This window comes from Chromohalobacter beijerinckii, from assembly GCF_023061185.1.
Classification (GTDB): Bacteria; Pseudomonadota; Gammaproteobacteria; order Pseudomonadales; family Halomonadaceae; genus Chromohalobacter; species Chromohalobacter beijerinckii.
This window is the reverse complement of the sequence record NZ_JAKGAK010000001.1, coordinates 443,762-459,083: the sequence shown is the minus strand read 5'-3', so window position 1 is coordinate 459,083 and position 15,322 is coordinate 443,762. Positions and strand designations below refer to the sequence as shown.

Sequence of the window (15,322 nt, the reverse complement as noted above, 5' to 3'; positions counted from 1 at the left end):
GATCCGGGGCTAGCTCGCGCAGCCGGTGCGCGCCATTCTCTAGCCCGTCATAGACGGCCTTGAAGAAAGGATCCAGCAGAAAGGTCTGGTTCAAATAGCATTCGATACCCTGTTCGCGCCGTGTCGGTGGATAGTTGTCGTGTATCAGCAGCGGTCGTCGTTGTCCTTTATAGGTATTGACCAGGATGGTGTCGAAACCGACCAACTCGCGCAGCGTCTGCTCCAGCAGGAGTGGAAAGCCGCTGCCGGCGACGCCTTGGAACAGGCGGGCCAGATGATGGTGCCAAGCGAGGCTGGCTGAATTGGCGAGGTGATCGGTCGGTGTCACGAAAAATCAGCCTAGACTCTGAGCAGAAGGTGTTCGCGCTCCCAGGAGCTGATCACCTGGAAGTATTCGCGGTGCTCGGCGCGCTTGACCGCGAGATAGCTGTTAGTGAAACGCTCGCCGAGAACCTCGGCCAGTGGCTGACAAGCGCTCAGCATATCCAGCGCCGGACGGATATCGTCAGGCAGTGTGTGGCCGCCGGACCAAGCCGACCCAATCATCGGTGGACGTGGCTCGAGCTGGCCGAGCATGCCGAGATAGCCGCAGGCCAGCGAAGCTGCCATGACCAGATAAGGATTGGCATCGGCCCCTGCCAGACGGTTTTCGACCCGCGTCGCCTCGGGTGTCGAGACTGGCACTCGCAAACCTACGGTGCGGTTATCGGTACCCCACTCGACGTTGGTCGGCGCCGAGCCGCTGGTTTCAGTGCGCATCAGCCGACGGTAGGAGTTGACGTTGGGCGCCAGCAGCGGCATGGCCGAGGGTAGGTAGTGCTGCAGCCCGCCGATGAACTGCTGGAACAACCGGCTGGACTTGCCATTTTCGCCAGCGAACAGGTTATCACCGGATTCGGCGTCCAATAGGCTCTGATGGAGATGCATCGAACTGCCGGGCTCATTGGCCATCGGCTTGGCCATGAAGGTGGCGTACATGCCGTGACGGAGCGCCGTTTCGCGCAAGGCGCGCTTGAACATCACCACCTGATCGGCCAGCCGCAGGGGATCGCCGTGTTGGAAGTTGACCTCCATCTGCCCGGCACCTTCTTCGTGAATCAGGGTATCCAGGTCGAGGTTCATGGCATCGCAGTAGTCGTACATTTCCTCGAAAAGCGGATCGAACTCGTTGACCGCATCGATGGAGAACGACTGCCGGCTGCTTTCCTGACGGCCGTTACGGCCGATCGGTGGCTCCAGAGGATAGTCGGAGTCGGTGTTGGTCTTGACCAGAAAGAACTCGACCTCGGGCGCGACGATCGGCTTCCAGCCGCGCGCCTCGTAGAAGGATAGCACCCGCTTGAGCACGTGACGGGGGGAAAGTTCCACCGGCTCGCCGGTCAGGTAGTGGCAATCGTGGATGATCTGAGCGGTGGCATCATCGGCCCAGGGCACCAGGAAGATAGCGTTGGGGTCGGGCACCAGCTCCATATCCCGCTCGGCGGGATTCCAGAAGTGGATATCATCGTCGTCGGGATAGCCTCCGGTGACGGTCTGGATGAAGATCGAGTCCGGCAGTCGCGGGCGACCACCGCCCAGGTACTTGCCGGCAGGCATGATCTTGCCCTTCAGGATGCCGGTGAGGTCGGTGACCAGACATTCGACCTCGGTGATGCCGCGAGTCTGAAACCAGTCGTTGAAGTGGGGGTGTTCCTGACGGTTACTCATTGGATTTCCTTGCTCTGCAGATGGGTCCCCGACCGAGTGGCCGGGGCCTGTCGTTTCAGCGTGACTGGACCTCTGACCAAAACTGCTGGAAGACCTGCAGTTGTTCGCCCTCGAGACTGGGTGTGAAGTGCAGCCGTTGCATATCTTCCTCGGACGGCTGGATCGGGGGCTGGGTCAGTATGTCGTCGAGGTAGGGCTGAGCCGCCGCATTGGGGCTGGCGTAGTAGTTGTAGTTGGATAGCTGAGCGCCGATCTTGGCATCGAGGATGAAGTTGATGAACTTGTGGGCCAGATCGGGATGGGGCGCCTTGGAGGGGATCAGCATGGTGTCGACCCACATCTCGGTGCCTTCGTCGGGAATCATGAACTTGATGTTCTCGAAAGAATCCGGGTTTTCCTGGCGGTAGAAGAGGTAGTCGCCGTTGTAGCTCAAGGCGACGTGCGTCACGCCGCGCGCCAGTTGTTGCAGACTCGGCGTGCCGTCGACGAAGCCACTGAAGTTGCTGCGATTCTTGGTGTCGATCAGCAGTCTTACAGCCTCCTTCCAGGCCTCGGTATCGGTACAGTCATAGCCGTGATTCAGGTACGCACAGGCGCCGCCCATGGTGACCTGTCCATCGCCCATCAGCGCGAAGGGATAGCTCGAGTTGGACTCGGGATCGAACATCAGCGACCAACTCTTGGGCGCGTCGGGGAACGTCTCGGCGTTATACACTAAGCCGGTCACCCCCCCATTGGTAGGGTGCCGAATAGGTACTCTGCGGGTCATAACTAGGATTCTTGAACTGCTCCATGACATTGTCCAAGTTGGGAATCTTGGACTTGTCGAGCTTCTGCACCATGCCAGTCTCGATCAGCCGTGGCACGTAGTAGTTGGATGGTACGATGATGTCGTACTGCGACACCCCGCCGGCATTGAGTTTGGCGAACATCTCGGGTAGCGAGTTGTAGTAGTTCTGCACCACCTCGGCGTCGTATTTCTCCTCGAAGGCCGTGATGATCGCCGGGTCCATGTACTGGGTCCAGTTGAACAGATATAGCTTGTTGTCTTCCTGAGCCTGGACGCCGCTGGCCAGCAGCAGGCCTCCGAGTGTAGCGGCGATTCTTGTGGTCATTGTTTTCATCGTTTCGCTCTCCTTCGGTGCTACGTTTTGTTGGTGCTACATCGTTTTGACAGGAAGCGCCTAGCGGCGCCCCTGGCGGTTGAAAAGCATGCTGAATATGGCGGCCATGGCCACCGCACCGATCATCAGGGTGGCAATCGCATTGATCTCGGGCGTCACTCCTTTCTTGATGGCGCTCCAGATATAGATCGGCAATGTGGCGCTCTCCGGTCCTGCCGTGAAGAAACTGATCACGAAGTCGTCGATCGATAGCGTAAACGACAAGAAGAAGGCGGAGATCAACGCTGGTTTGATGGTTGGCACCATGAAGTGCACCACGCGTTTGATCGGCGATGCGTAGAGGTCCTTGGCAGCCTCGAACAGTGTCGGGTCCAGGCCCACGAAGCGCGAGTAGACGATCAGTGCCACGAAAGGAATCTGGAACGTCACATGCGCGATGATCATGGTGCCGAGCCCTGGTTGCAGCAGGCCGGTCCAGTCATGGATCTGCACGAAGAAGGTCATCTCGGAGATGCCGAAGACGATATCCGGCAGCACGATAGGCAGATAGATCAAGACGATCAGCCACCCCAGCTTGCGATGGCGATGACGATACATGCCGTAGCCAATCAGACATCCAATCACCAGCGCTATGATCGAAGAACTCACCGCCAGTACCAGGCTGTTGCCGAAAGCATTGATAATCTGCTCGTTGCCGAACAGCCTGCGATACCAAGCCAGCGAGAAGTTTTCGAAAACGGCTGTGCTGTTGGCTGAATTGAAGGAAAACAGCACGATCACGAACAGGGGGGCGTAGAGGAAGAACAGCGTCACCCACCAGATACCCGCGAGACCGCGCGCAAGCGTTCGCTTTCTCATATCACTACCTCCTCACCGCCGCCCAGGCGCTTGCCGATACGTCGCATGGCGAAAAGGCCGATGAATGTCGCGATCAACATCAAAATCGCCCCAGCGGCTCCCAGTGGCCAATTGGAACTGCCGGCGAACTGATTGGCGACCAGATTGCCGAGCATCATGCCCTTACCGCCGCCGAGTAGTTCGGGAATCACGTACATGCCGAAGGCGGGAATCGCCACCAGTACCGTGCCTGCCAGCAGTCCTGGGAGCGTCTGCGGAAAGACAGCGTGCCAGAAGGCTCGTACCGGGCTGGCATAGAGATCTTGTGCGGCCTGTACCTGCGCCGTATCGAGCTTCTCGAAGGCGGCGTACAGCGGGAGCACCATGAAGGGCAGGAAGTTGTAGACCAGCCCTAGGGTGACCGCGAGGTTGGAGGGATAGAGTCCCATGTTGGGCGCCACCAGTCCGAGGCTCTCGGCCAGGCTAGACAAGGGGGTGCCCGGTGCCAGCAGGTTCATCCAGCCGAAAGCGCGAATCACCTGATTGGTCCATGATGGCACGACGACCAGCAGCAACAGGATCGGGCGCCACTTCTCACGACAGGTCGTGATGTAGTAGGCCACCGGATAGGCGACGATCACTACCAGCACCGTCGATACCAGGGTCTGCCACAGCGAGCGCAGCAACGTATAGAGATTGCCCGGGCTCCAGCCTAGAAAGCCCACGCCGGCCAGGCGCTCGAAGGCGTCCAGCGACAGCGGCATCTGCGGCAGGCCATAGGGCCCGTTGGTCATGAAGGCTACACCCATCAGATACGCACTGGGCAACACCAGGAAGATGAAGATCCAGAACGCCCCTGGAGCCACCGTGAACAGCAGATGGCGGGTCTCGCGGACCATGGCCCGGCTGCGGGCAGTGGGTACTGCGCCAGAATAGGACATGTTCGCCTCCTCACTCATGCAGGGTGACCAGGTCTTCCGGCGCCACCGCCACCGTCACCGTTTCGCCGACCTCGGGCAGATGACGGCCGCGGTTGTTGACCGTGGCCTGCAGGGTGGTGTTTCCGATGGCCAGTCGGAACTCGGCATGACTGCCACGATAGAGCCGCTCGGCTACGGTGGCCGTTAGGTGGTTGGGTCCCTCGACCGCGCCAGGCAATAGATCCAGCGTCTCGGGGCGGATCAGCAGCAGCTCGCCGTTGCCGGCATCCTCGGCGGTCAGTTCCCCCAGCGCTGTGATCAAACGGTCACTCTTGCGGGCGCTGATCGTATAGAGATTATCGTGGCCCATGAAGCGGGCCACGAAGGCATTCACCGGGCGCTCGTAGACCTCCCGCGGGGCCCCGACCTGCTGAATGGTGCCGCCATTGAGGACGGCGATACGGTCGGACATGACCATGGCCTCTTGCTGGTCGTGGGTCACGAACACGAAGGTCATGCCGAGCCGCTTCTGCACTCGCAGTAGTTCCACCTGCAACTGGCTGCGCAGGCCGGCATCCAAGGCCGAGAGTGGCTCGTCGAGCAGCAGGACGTCAGGTTCGCAGATCAGTGCCCGAGCCAGCGCGATGCGCTGGCGCTGCCCGCCGGAGAGCTGGTCGACGTGGCGGTCGACCAGGTCACCGAGCTTGATGAAGTCGGCGATCTCATCGACCTTGGTGTGGCGTTCGGCCGCCGGCATGCCGCGCATCTTCAAGCCAAAGGCCAGGTTCTCGCGGACCGAAAGGTGAGGGAAAAGCGCATAGGACTGGAAGACGGTATTGACGCTGCGTTGATGGGGAGGCGTTTCAGTGATGTTCTTGCCACCTACCACCTACCACCAGCGACCCGGCATCCGGCTCCTCGAGGCCGGCGAGGATGCGCAGCAGGGTCGTCTTGCCGCAGCCGGAAGGCCCCAGCAGGGTGAAGAACTCACCGGCCCGGATGTCCAGATCGACGCCATCCAAAGCCACGGTATCGCGACCGAAGCGCTTGTGCAGGCCCTGCATCTCGATCGAAGACGCTTTATGGTTCGCCCGGCCGCGTTCATTGGCGGCCGGGCGAGCGCCCGGATGGTCGGCAGTCTCCGCCGTCATGGTCTCGCTCATGGAGGTACCCTCTTCGCTTGTCGTTGGCTTTATTCAGAGTCGGTCGCGCAGTTTGTAGAAATTGGTCGCCAGCACCAGCAACGGCTTGCGCAAAGCATGTCCGCCTGGGAAGTGTCGATGTGGCATGGCGGAAAAGACATCGAAACGTTCGCTCTGGCCGGCGATGGCCTCGGCCATCAGCTTGCCGGCCAGCCCGGCCATGGCCATGCCATGACCAGAGTAGCCTTGGGCATAGTAGAGATTATCGCCTAGGCGGCCGAAATCGGGGGCCCGATTGAAGGTGATCGCGACATCGCCGCCCCAGCGGTACTCGATGGGCACCCCCTCGAGTACCGGGAAAAGCCGGGCAATCTTGGCATCCATGCGCGCCTGAAGGCGCGGGGGCTCACGGCCGTCGTAACTGACTTCTCCACCATAAATCAGGCGACGGTCGGCGCTGAGCCGGTAATAGTCGAGCACGAAGTTGGCATCGGCCAGGGCATCGTTTTTCGGTAACACCTTGGCCGCTTGTGCCTCGCTCAGCGGTGCGGTGGCGATCATGTAGTTGGCGGCCCGCATGATGCGACCGGAGAGTTCCGGGACCAGGTCACCGTGATAGGCATTAGTGGCCAGCACGACGAAATCGGCGGTTACGCTGCCGTTCTCGGTGGTGACCGTGGCCGGCTGACCTCGGCGGATCGTGCGTGCGGCACTATGTGAGTGCACGCGTACCCCGGCGCGCTGTGCCGCCCGGGCCAGGCCCAGCGTGTAGTTGAGGGGATGAAGGTGGCCGCCTTCCCGGTCGTAGAGGGCCGCGGGGTAGGCATCGGTGACTACATGCTCGCGTAGGGCATCGCCCTCCAGCCACTCGAGAGCTGCATAACCGTAGTCACGGGCCATCTGCTCGCGGAAGGTTGTGAGCTCCTTGATATGCCGCGGCTTGACCGCTGCGTGAAGGTAGCCCCAGGCCAGGTCGCAAGGAATGGCATGACGCTCGATCAACTCGGCCGTGAGACGCACCGCCTCACGGCTCATCTCCCATATCTCGCGGGCGCGAGTCAGCCCCAGAGCTTGCTGGACGGTGGTGATGTCGGTGCCCAGCCCCGGTAGGATCTGTCCGCCGCTGCGTCCGGAGGCACCATGGCCGATATCGCCGGCTTCTAGCAATGTCACCGAGTAGCCACGCTCGGCCAAGTGCAGGGCCGTGGAGCAGCCGGTTACCCCGCCGCCGATCACGCACACATCGCTCCTTGTGTCGCCTTCAAGGGGCATGGCGGGTTCGAGCTCCACGGCGATGGAGGCCCGGTACCACGAAGCGGGTGTGTCGGAGACGGCACTGCACATAGATTCCATCCTGTTATTGTTGTTGAATAATTTATGAGAATACGACAAAAGTCTCACGTCACGGAGGGAAAGTCCCGCGGAGAGGCTAGCGTCGGTTGCCTTTCACGTATTCAGCTTATAGCCCAGTTCATCGCTTAGATGTCTGCCCGGTTTTTGATGTTCATGGCGGTAGTGGTTGATTATAAAAAATCAAATCCCGAGCTTGTCGCGCAAGTTGTAGTACCAGGCCCCCATGGCGGTCAGCGGAATCTGCATGGCCCGTCCGCCAGGGAACGAGTGCTGGGGCAAGCCGGCGAAAATATCGAAGCGTTCTGACTGACCCTGAATGGCGTCACTGATCACTTTGCCCGCCAAGTGGGTGCAGGTGAGGCCGTGGCCGCTATACCCTTGTGCGTAGTAGATGTTGTTTCCGATGCGGCCGAATTGGGGCAAGCGGCTTAGTGTTAGCAGGAAGTTGCCGGTCCAGGCAAAATCTACCTTAGTGTCTTTCAACTCAGGGAACGTTTTGAGCATTTTCGGCATGATCAGAGCCTCGACTTGCGCCGGCTCGCGGGCACCATAGGTAACGCCGCCACCGTAGATCAGCCGGCCATCGCCAGACAGGCGGAAATAGTCAAGGAGGTAGTTGCAGTCCTCGACGCAATTGTCTTTCGGTAGTAAACGCTGCTGTACGCTTTCCGGTAGTGGTTCGGTGGCGATGACCTGTGTGCCGCAGGGGATGGCCTTGGATTCCAGCTTTGGCAGCAGGCCATTTAGATAGGCATTACCGGCGACTAGCACGTAGTCTGCTTCAACGTCGCCTTCTTCGGTATGGACGATCGGTTTGTCGCCTTGATGAATCCGCAGTGCCGCGGAGTTCTCGTAGATGGTTCCTCCCTGAGACTCCACGGCGTCGGCTTCGCCGAGTACCAGATTCAAGGGATGGAAATGCCCCCCGCTGTGATCGATTAGGCCGCCAACGTAGCGCTCGGTACCCACGTATTGCGGGATGGCATTCTCGTCGAGCAGTTCCAGTTGTTCGTGGCCGTGGGCTTCCCAGAGCTTCTTTTTCTCGACCAGTTCCTCGAACTGCTTGCGGTTGCACGCGGCGAAAATACCGCCCTCCTTCAAGTCACACTGGATGTCGTAGTCTTTGACGATACGACGTAGGATGCGACCGCCCTCGAAAGCCATCTTCCCCATCTCTGCACCGACCTTCTGGCCATAATGGTGCTCGATGAAGTCGATATCGCGGCTGTAGCTGTTGACGATCTGTCCGCCATTGCGGCCGGAAGCACCGAATCCTATGCGGCTGCCTTCCAGGACAACCACCTTGTAGCCATTTTCGGCCATGTGGAGGGCTGTAGACATGCCGGTAAAGCCGGCGCCGACGATGCAGATGTCTGCCTTCACGTGACCCTGCAGGGTCGGACGCACGCGCTTGTCATTTGCGGACGCCGCGTAATAAGAATGGGGATGAGACGTTGCCAGCACGGTTTGCTCCCGAACCATCGTTGTATCTTGGCCAGCCTTGGTTAAATGTTGGCCTTTTGAATTTGCGCTTTGGGATAACGTTACGAAGGGGGGCAACCCTGTGATATACCCCCTTGGGTATATTTTATGAGCACGCCGCCCCAGGAGGCGCCGCGAGGTTCTCAAGAGATCAGCATGCTGCATTTCTCATGTCATGACAGTGATCAAAAGCCTACGCCGCTGACATGCGTCACGCCCTTGATTGATGGCTAAACAAAGAATCGCTTGCATGAATGGGGTGTCATGAGGCGCCATGGCGGGTATAAAGAATTCGCCATCTTCGGTATAGGAACACTCATGGCTCGCGCTCCCTTCGAACTCGCCGGTACGCGTATTCCGCCCGGCAGCCGGGCACAGATCGATGTACCGGTGGCCAAGCTTTACACCCATGCACCGCTGCATATTCCCGTCGAGGTCGTTCATGGCCGTCAGCCGGGCCCGGTCTTGCTGGTTTGTGGGGCGATTCACGGTGATGAGATCAATGGCGTCGAGATCGTGCGTCGCATGCTTAGATTAGCGTCGCTATCGCGCTTGAGAGGCACGCTGATTGCGGTGCCCATCGTCAATGTCTTCGGCTTCGTGCAGCAGACGCGCTACTTGCCTGACCGGCGTGACTTGAATCGCTGCTTTCCGGGCAGCGAGGTTGGCTCCCTTGGCTCGCGTGTCGCGTCGTTGTTTCGCGAGCAGATCGTCGACCTTGCAACGCATATCGTCGACCTGCATACCGGCGCGATTCATCGTACCAACCTCCCGCAGGTGCGGGCACAGATGAAGGAGCGCCCCGCGACACAGGCCATGGCCGAGGCGTTTGGGGTGCCGGTGATTCTCAATGCCGAATTGCGCGAAGGAAGCCTACGGGAATATGCGCAATCGCGTGACGTGCCGGTGCTCACCTATGAGGCTGGCGAGGCGCTGCGCTTCGACGAGTGGGCGATCGCGCCGGGGGTAAGAGGTGTGCAGCGCGTCATGCGCTTGCTAGGCATGTTGCCCGCCGATCGGCGTCGGCATGCGCCTGCCGTTGCGGAGGTCGCCAATGGCTCGAGTTGGGCTCGTTCGCCCATCGACGGCATTCTACGCCCCCGGGCGCGGTTGGGCGCGCGTGTCGCACGAGGCGATATTCTAGGGCGCGTTGCCGATCCGTTCGGGAATGCCGAGCAGGAAGTGCTCGCCAACGCGGATGGCATCGTCATCGGTATGAGTAACCTGCCGCTGGCGAACGAGGGCGAAGCACTGTTTCATGTCGCCCGCTTCGATGAAATCGAAGAGGCGGAGAACGCCGTTGAAACCTTTCACTCGGATTTCGAGACGCGCCAGGAGCTATAGCGTCGTCTCAGGCGACGGCGCTTTCAGTGTCGAGCTCGCGCACCTTGGCCAATGCTTCGTCGAACACCTCGAGCCCGGCGCCGGCGCGGTGGGCATTTTCCGACAGGTGGCGTCGAAACTGACGACCGCCGGGGCAGCCTTGGAACAGGCCGAGCAGGTGACGGGTGACGTGATTCAGCTTGGCGCCCGCCGTCAGGCGTTCGGCGATGTAGGGGCGGAAAGCGCGTGCGGCGGCATGCCGGCTACGTACTGGCGAGACGCCGCCGTAAATGGCGGCATCCACATCGGCCAGTAACCATGGGTTCTGATACGCCTCTCGCCCGATCATCACGCTATCGACGAGATCGAGCTGTGCCCGGCACTCGTCCAGCGTCTTGATACCGCCGTTGATACCGATATGAAGATCGGGGTGCTGCGCCTTGAGACGATGCACGCGTGGGTAATTGAGCGGCGGCACGTCGCGGTTTTCCTTGGGCGAGAGTCCTTCTAGCCAGGCCTTGCGGGCATGCACGATGAAGACCTCGCAGCCGGCATCGGCGACGCGTTCGATGAAGCGCGCCAGATCGGCGTCCTCGTCCTGGTCGTCGATGCCGATACGACACTTGACCGTGACCGGAATCGAGGCCGCTGCCTGCATGGCGCTGACTGCCGCCGCCACCTTGTCCGGATGCTCCATCAGGCAGGCGCCGATCAGGTTGTTCTGTACCCGATCGCTAGGGCACCCCACGTTCAGGTTGACCTCATCGTAGCCCCAGGCTTCAGCGATCGCCGCGCATTCCGCCAGTGCAGCAGGGTCGCTGCCGCCTAGTTGTAGCGCCACCGGATGCTCCACGTCGCTATACCCCAAAAAGCGCTCGCGCGGCGAGCCATGCAGAATCGCCCCGGTCGTGACCATCTCGGTGTACAGCAGCGCTTCACGCGTCAGCGTGCGGGCGAACGCGCGGTAGTCGCGGGTCGTCCAATCCATCATCGGGGCCACAGAAAATCGGCGGGCCCGCGCTAGCGAGTCTTGCGCTGATTTTTCAATCATTTGCGGCCTCCGGTGAAGGGTGATGGCTAAGAACGATAGCGGGTGCAACGGCCGCGTATTGTACGTCATACGGATAGTTCGGCAATATCGTTGGGTCGAGTCTGTCGGCTCCGGTGCGATTCAAGGGGGGGGGCTTTCGCGGCCTTTGTTACATCTTGGAACATTAAATTGGTGTTGTTTGATACAGATTATTTTTACTACTAGGGATCTTCTGCCACGGTGATCATGTCCGCCATGGAAGGGTGGAAAGCAAGGAAGATAGGTAAAAAGGACGCCTAAAGAAGCACGGAAAGCACAGAGTACGGACAGGAAGTCCGTGACGCCTGCAAGGAAATGCAGGTTTGCACGAAAGCCCGGCCGGTATCGGTCGGGCTTTTTTGTGTCAGGGTGACTGGTTGCGCTGGTCTCTGAGCTCGCGTTGCGAGTCTTCCAGACGGCGCTGAGAGCGCTTGAGTTGACGCTCTTGCCGCTGGCGTTCGTCGAAACGTTCATCACGGTGTTCGCTGCGATTCAGCGACTGCCGACGCTCGATCGTGGTGGCGCGGTCGCTGCTGACGTCACGTTGCAGTTGATTGCGTTGGCGACTGTCGTTGAGTGAGTCGCGCTGACCATCGTCATCAGCCAGCACCGGCCATGCTAGGCCGAACAGTGTCACCAGCAGAATGACTTTCATCATGATGCCCCCGTCAATGAGGATGTGCACTCAGTATGGACCAAGGCGTAATCCCTGGAATTCCAAAAACGGTTGGAAAGCCTGCCGTATGGCGTCAATCACTGACGTCACGTTGTTGCCAACGAGCCTGAAGGCGTCCTGCGATTCGAAATGGGAATGGCTGGTTTGAATCGACGGTAGTGTGGTGCGCAGGGTCGGTGATGCGCAACGTTTCCGGCTCAGGGTGGCTCAGATATTGGATCGTGAGTGCATGGCGCCATTCGAGTAGATAAAGCCCTTCCTGTCGGAAATGGGAGGTAGGAAGAATGGCGGCGATATCGCCCGCCTCGAGATAGGCGAATGTCTCTCCTGAGCCTGGTGTCACGAGGTAACACCCTCGAACGAGGGCGTCGATGGCGGTGCCCGAGGCGGGAAGAGGGGCAGCGAGCGTGTGAGCTTCCCACGGCACCGGGGGCACGGTGTGTAGTGCCAAGAGATGTGTATTGCCGGGCACGTTCTCGGTGATACGTTGAGAAGCCGTGGGCGTTGCGACGGTAGTGCCATCTTCGAGTAGTCGTTCGAGCGAGCAATGCAGCGCGTCGGCCAGTGCGATGAGTCGCTCGTGACCTATTTGTTTGATCGTGCCGGATTCCCAATAAGAAATCGTAACATCCGATACGCCGACACGTCTGGCCAAGGCGGCCTTGCTCAAGCCGGCGTCTATCCTGAGCTGCTTGATCCGGGGTCCCAGTGCGTCCATGTAGACATCTCGCCATGAGGTGAACGCGTTAGCATATCCAGCCAATGCCAAAGTATGTTTCGGGTTGGGGGTTATGAACAGTATGTAGTGCGTATGCACTATCCGAATTGCAGTGTCAGGAAGGGGAGAATGAGGAATAAAAGGGCGCCGGCCGTCCCGTAGAACAGCCTGATGGCGCAAAGAAAAGCTCGTTTCACTGAAGACGCCACACGGCGCAGGAAAGCCGAAGCCATCGAGCGCCGTTAGCGTGCGCGTGGCGATTCCGCTGAGAAAAGGCCACGCATGCCGGGAGCGATACATCGCTTGCCCGAGCGCGGCCAGTATAGGCAGTCGGCCTTTGCGTAATAAGAGGGTACAATCGAAAACTAGTGTTTCTATTTTGGAAACTAGCATGTCGGAGTATCTTCAACGTGACGACACTGGATGCATTGCGTGTCTTCGTCGAGGTCGTGCGAGCGGGCAGTTTTACCTCAGCGGCGCGGCGTCTGAGTATTTCCAAGTCGTTGGCTTCAAAGCGTGTGGCTGCACTCGAGGATGAGTTGAGCGTCAGTCTGCTCAATCGCTCGACGCGTTCATTGCGCCTCACGGAAGCCGGACAGATCTATTACGAGCATGGGCTGCGGGTCATCGAGGAGTTGCAGACGGCGGAGGCGCAGGTACAGTCGGTGACGTCACAACCTCGGGGGCAACTCAAGGTCAGTGCCCAGGTGAGCTTCGGCTTCATGTACTTGGCGGCGCCGACCACGGCCTTCATGCGCCGCTATCCCGAGATGTCGGTGGAAATCCTGCTCGAGGATCAGCGTTTCGAACCCATCGACGAGTCGGTGGATCTGGCCATTCGCATGGGGCCGATGCCGCCGTCGAGTCTGGTGTCGCGTCCGCTGTGCAAAGTGGTCTATGGCCTGTACGCCGCGCCGGATTATCTGGCCCGCGTTGGTCGGCCGCTGCACCCCAAGGACATCGCCGAGTTCGATACAGTGTTCTACGGCAATTACGATCTCGGCGCTCACTGGCGCTTTTCTCTCAATGGACAGCCGCTGGATATCGAGCCTAACTCTCGTCTGGTGATCAATAATCTGCTGGGCGTGGTCGAAGCGGCCAAGGCGGGATTCGGCTTGGCCTATCTGCCGACATTCGCGGCGCGCGCGGCAGTGGAGGAGGGGCAACTGACACCCCTCTTGCAGCCGTATTGGAACGAGCACGGCAGCATGTTGGTGTTGTTCCGCTCGCGCAAATATCTGCCCGACAAGACCCGGGCTTACCTGGATTTCATCACGGAGTGGTTTCGCGAGCACCTGGCCTTGTGAAGAACGTGCTGGACGAGTGCCATAGGGCCTATCCGATGCGTTTGTCTCGGCGGTACTGATGCCGGGTAGGTGCATGCGTATAATGATGCCATCGTCAGTCACCAATGATCGGGAACTTCATGACCGTACGTACACGTATCGCGCCGTCGCCGACCGGCGATCCTCATGTCGGCACGGCCTATATAGCGCTGTTCAACCTATGCTTCGCGCGTCAGCATGGCGGGCAGTTCATCCTCCGCATCGAGGATACGGACCGAGTGCGCTCGACGGCCGAGTCGGAGCAGATGATCCTCGACTCCCTGCGCTGGCTGGGACTCGAGTGGGATGAAGGTCCCGATATCGGCGGTCCTCATGGCCCGTATCGGCAGAGCGAGCGCGGCGATATCTATACGCAATATGCGCAGCAATTGCTCGACGCCGGGCATGCGTTCAAGTGCTATCGGACCAGCGAAGAGCTCGATGAACTGCGTGAGACGCGCAAGGCGGCGGGGCTGCACCTGGCGCTCAAGCCCGCTGATCTGGCGCTTGCCGACGAGGAAGTAGCGCGTCGCGAGCGTGAGCAATGGCCTTATGTAGTGCGCATGAAAGTGCCGGGCGAGGGCAGTTGCATCGTCAGCGACATGCTGCGGGGTGAGATCGAAGTCGACTGGGCGCAGGTCGATGCCCAGATCCTGCTCAAATCCGACGGTATGCCGACCTATCACTTGGCCAATGTCGTCGACGACCATCTGATGGGCATCACGCATGTCATGCGCGGTGAGGAGTGGATCAACTCGGCGCCCAAGCACAAGCTGTTGTATGAGTACTTCGATTGGCCGATGCCGACGCTGTGCCATATGCCATTGCTGCGCAATCCGGATAAGTCGAAGCTATCCAAGCGCAAGAACCCGACCTCGATCAATTATTATCGGCACATGGGCTTTTTGCCGCAGGCGGTGACCAACTATCTGGGCCGCATGGGTTGGTCGATGCCCGATGACCGCGAGAAGTTCACCCTAGAGGAAATGATGGCGAACTTCGATATTCAGCGCGTGTCGCTGGGCGGCCCGGTGTTCGACCTGGAGAAGCTCACTTGGCTCAACGGCGTCTATATTCGCGAGGATCTGGACGATGCCGCCTTGCTGGAAGCCCTGAGAGAGTGGGCCTTCAACGAGGAATACGTTAACCAGATCTTGCCGCAGGTACGTCCGCGAATCTCGACGCTCTCCGATGTCATGCCGCTGGCCGGGCATTTCTTTTCGGGGGTGCCGCCGCTCGAGGCGTCCAGTTTCGAAGGCATTAAGCTCGAGAATGAAGACCTACTCAAACTTCTGCAGTTTTTGACGTGGCGACTGGAAGGCGTTCCCAGTTGGCACAAGGAAGCCTTGCTCGACGAGGTCAAATTCCTGGCCGAGGCGTTCAATATGAAGATGAAAGCGTTCCTGGCGCCGGTCTTCATCGCCGTCACGGGGAGTGCGACTTCCACCTCGGTGCTGGATGCCATGGCGATTCTCGGTTCGGATATGACACGGGCGCGCCTGCGCCATGCCACCCAGGTGCTGGGGGGCGTTTCCAAGAAGCAGGCCAAACGCTTCGAGAAAGAATATCGGGAGCTGTAAGCTAGATAGAACAGCGCCGCTTGCCTGGAAGGAGGAAGAACGCTGCTACAAAGCTTGAAGGGGGCA

At 59.7% G+C, this 15,322-nt stretch carries 15 protein-coding genes and 1 pseudogene; 3 read left to right on the top strand and 13 right to left on the bottom strand.

Translation table 11 applies throughout. From position 1 onward, the window contains the following. From L1075_RS02060 to L1075_RS02020, 10 genes and pseudogenes are all read right to left on the bottom strand, one after another. Positions 1–328: pseudogene (locus tag L1075_RS02060) on the bottom strand (LuxR family transcriptional regulator); the annotation flags it as partial. Between the two features lie 11 nt (positions 329–339). Further along, positions 340–1,707 (bottom strand): glutamine synthetase family protein, encoded by a 1,368-nt coding sequence (locus L1075_RS02055; RefSeq protein ID WP_246939486.1) that lies wholly within the window; start codon positions 1,705–1,707, stop codon positions 340–342. A 55-nt stretch (positions 1,708–1,762) separates the two neighbouring features. Next, a complete protein-coding gene (locus L1075_RS15915) occupies positions 1,763–2,422 on the bottom strand; it encodes an ABC transporter substrate-binding protein (RefSeq protein ID WP_343310785.1) in 660 nt (219 codons plus the stop codon). Then, positions 2,415–2,831 carry an ABC transporter substrate-binding protein gene (locus L1075_RS15910; RefSeq protein ID WP_281504039.1) on the bottom strand — a complete coding sequence of 139 codons (417 nt, stop codon included), beginning with the start codon at positions 2,829–2,831 and terminating at the stop codon, positions 2,415–2,417. The genes L1075_RS15915 and L1075_RS15910 overlap by 8 nt, the downstream gene beginning before the upstream one ends. Before the next feature lie 60 nt (positions 2,832–2,891). Beyond that, positions 2,892–3,689 carry an ABC transporter permease gene (locus L1075_RS02045; RefSeq protein WP_178999406.1) on the bottom strand — a complete coding sequence of 266 codons (798 nt, stop codon included), beginning with the start codon at positions 3,687–3,689 and terminating at the stop codon, positions 2,892–2,894. Next, on the bottom strand, positions 3,686–4,609 hold the full coding sequence (locus tag L1075_RS02040; protein WP_178999407.1) for an ABC transporter permease: 924 nt from the start codon (positions 4,607–4,609) through the stop codon (positions 3,686–3,688). The genes L1075_RS02045 and L1075_RS02040 overlap by 4 nt, the downstream gene beginning before the upstream one ends. 10 nt (positions 4,610–4,619) lie before the next feature. After that, positions 4,620–5,477 carry an ABC transporter ATP-binding protein gene (locus L1075_RS15785; RefSeq protein WP_343310783.1) on the bottom strand — a complete coding sequence of 286 codons (858 nt, stop codon included), beginning with the start codon at positions 5,475–5,477 and terminating at the stop codon, positions 4,620–4,622. Next, on the bottom strand, positions 5,452–5,751 hold the full coding sequence (locus L1075_RS15685) for an ATP-binding cassette domain-containing protein (RefSeq protein WP_281504038.1): 300 nt from the start codon (positions 5,749–5,751) through the stop codon (positions 5,452–5,454). The genes L1075_RS15785 and L1075_RS15685 overlap by 26 nt, the downstream gene beginning before the upstream one ends. Before the next feature lie 33 nt (positions 5,752–5,784). Further along, the gene (locus L1075_RS02025; RefSeq protein ID WP_246939484.1) at positions 5,785–7,074 is read right to left on the bottom strand and encodes an NAD(P)/FAD-dependent oxidoreductase; all 1,290 of its coding nucleotides are present in this window, start codon (positions 7,072–7,074) and stop codon (positions 5,785–5,787) included. Between the two features lie 189 nt (positions 7,075–7,263). Further along, complete coding sequence (locus tag L1075_RS02020) at positions 7,264–8,565, bottom strand: NAD(P)/FAD-dependent oxidoreductase (RefSeq protein WP_246939482.1); 1,302 nt, start codon at positions 8,563–8,565, stop codon at positions 7,264–7,266. A 318-nt stretch (positions 8,566–8,883) separates the two neighbouring features. Here L1075_RS02020 and L1075_RS02015 point away from each other — a divergent pair, with 318 nt between their 5' ends. Next, positions 8,884–9,909, top strand: coding sequence for a succinylglutamate desuccinylase/aspartoacylase family protein (locus tag L1075_RS02015; RefSeq protein WP_246939480.1), 1,026 nt, complete (start codon positions 8,884–8,886; stop codon positions 9,907–9,909). A gap of 7 nt (positions 9,910–9,916) precedes the next feature. On the opposite strand, the gene dusA is transcribed toward L1075_RS02015, so the two are convergent. The 3 genes from dusA to L1075_RS02000 all read right to left on the bottom strand — a co-directional run bounded on the left by dusA (position 9,917) and on the right by L1075_RS02000 (position 12,351). After that, complete coding sequence (gene dusA / locus L1075_RS02010; protein WP_246939478.1) at positions 9,917–10,939, bottom strand: tRNA dihydrouridine(20/20a) synthase DusA; 1,023 nt, start codon at positions 10,937–10,939, stop codon at positions 9,917–9,919. A 382-nt stretch (positions 10,940–11,321) separates the two neighbouring features. After that, positions 11,322–11,615 carry a hypothetical protein gene (locus tag L1075_RS02005; RefSeq protein ID WP_075369616.1) on the bottom strand — a complete coding sequence of 98 codons (294 nt, stop codon included), beginning with the start codon at positions 11,613–11,615 and terminating at the stop codon, positions 11,322–11,324. A 91-nt stretch (positions 11,616–11,706) separates the two neighbouring features. Continuing rightward, positions 11,707–12,351 carry a helix-turn-helix domain-containing protein gene (locus tag L1075_RS02000; protein WP_246939475.1) on the bottom strand — a complete coding sequence of 215 codons (645 nt, stop codon included), beginning with the start codon at positions 12,349–12,351 and terminating at the stop codon, positions 11,707–11,709. 410 nt (positions 12,352–12,761) lie between these two features. Between L1075_RS02000 and L1075_RS01995 the strand changes: the two genes are divergently transcribed. Together L1075_RS01995 and gltX are read left to right on the top strand one after the other, a co-directional pair. Next, entirely contained in the window at positions 12,762–13,658 is an 897-nt protein-coding gene (locus L1075_RS01995) for a LysR family transcriptional regulator (RefSeq protein ID WP_097022420.1), read from the top strand. A gap of 119 nt (positions 13,659–13,777) precedes the next feature. Next, the gene (gene gltX / locus L1075_RS01990) at positions 13,778–15,256 is read left to right on the top strand and encodes a glutamate--tRNA ligase (RefSeq protein WP_246939473.1); all 1,479 of its coding nucleotides are present in this window, start codon (positions 13,778–13,780) and stop codon (positions 15,254–15,256) included. Positions 15,257–15,322: the final 66 nt, after the last annotated feature.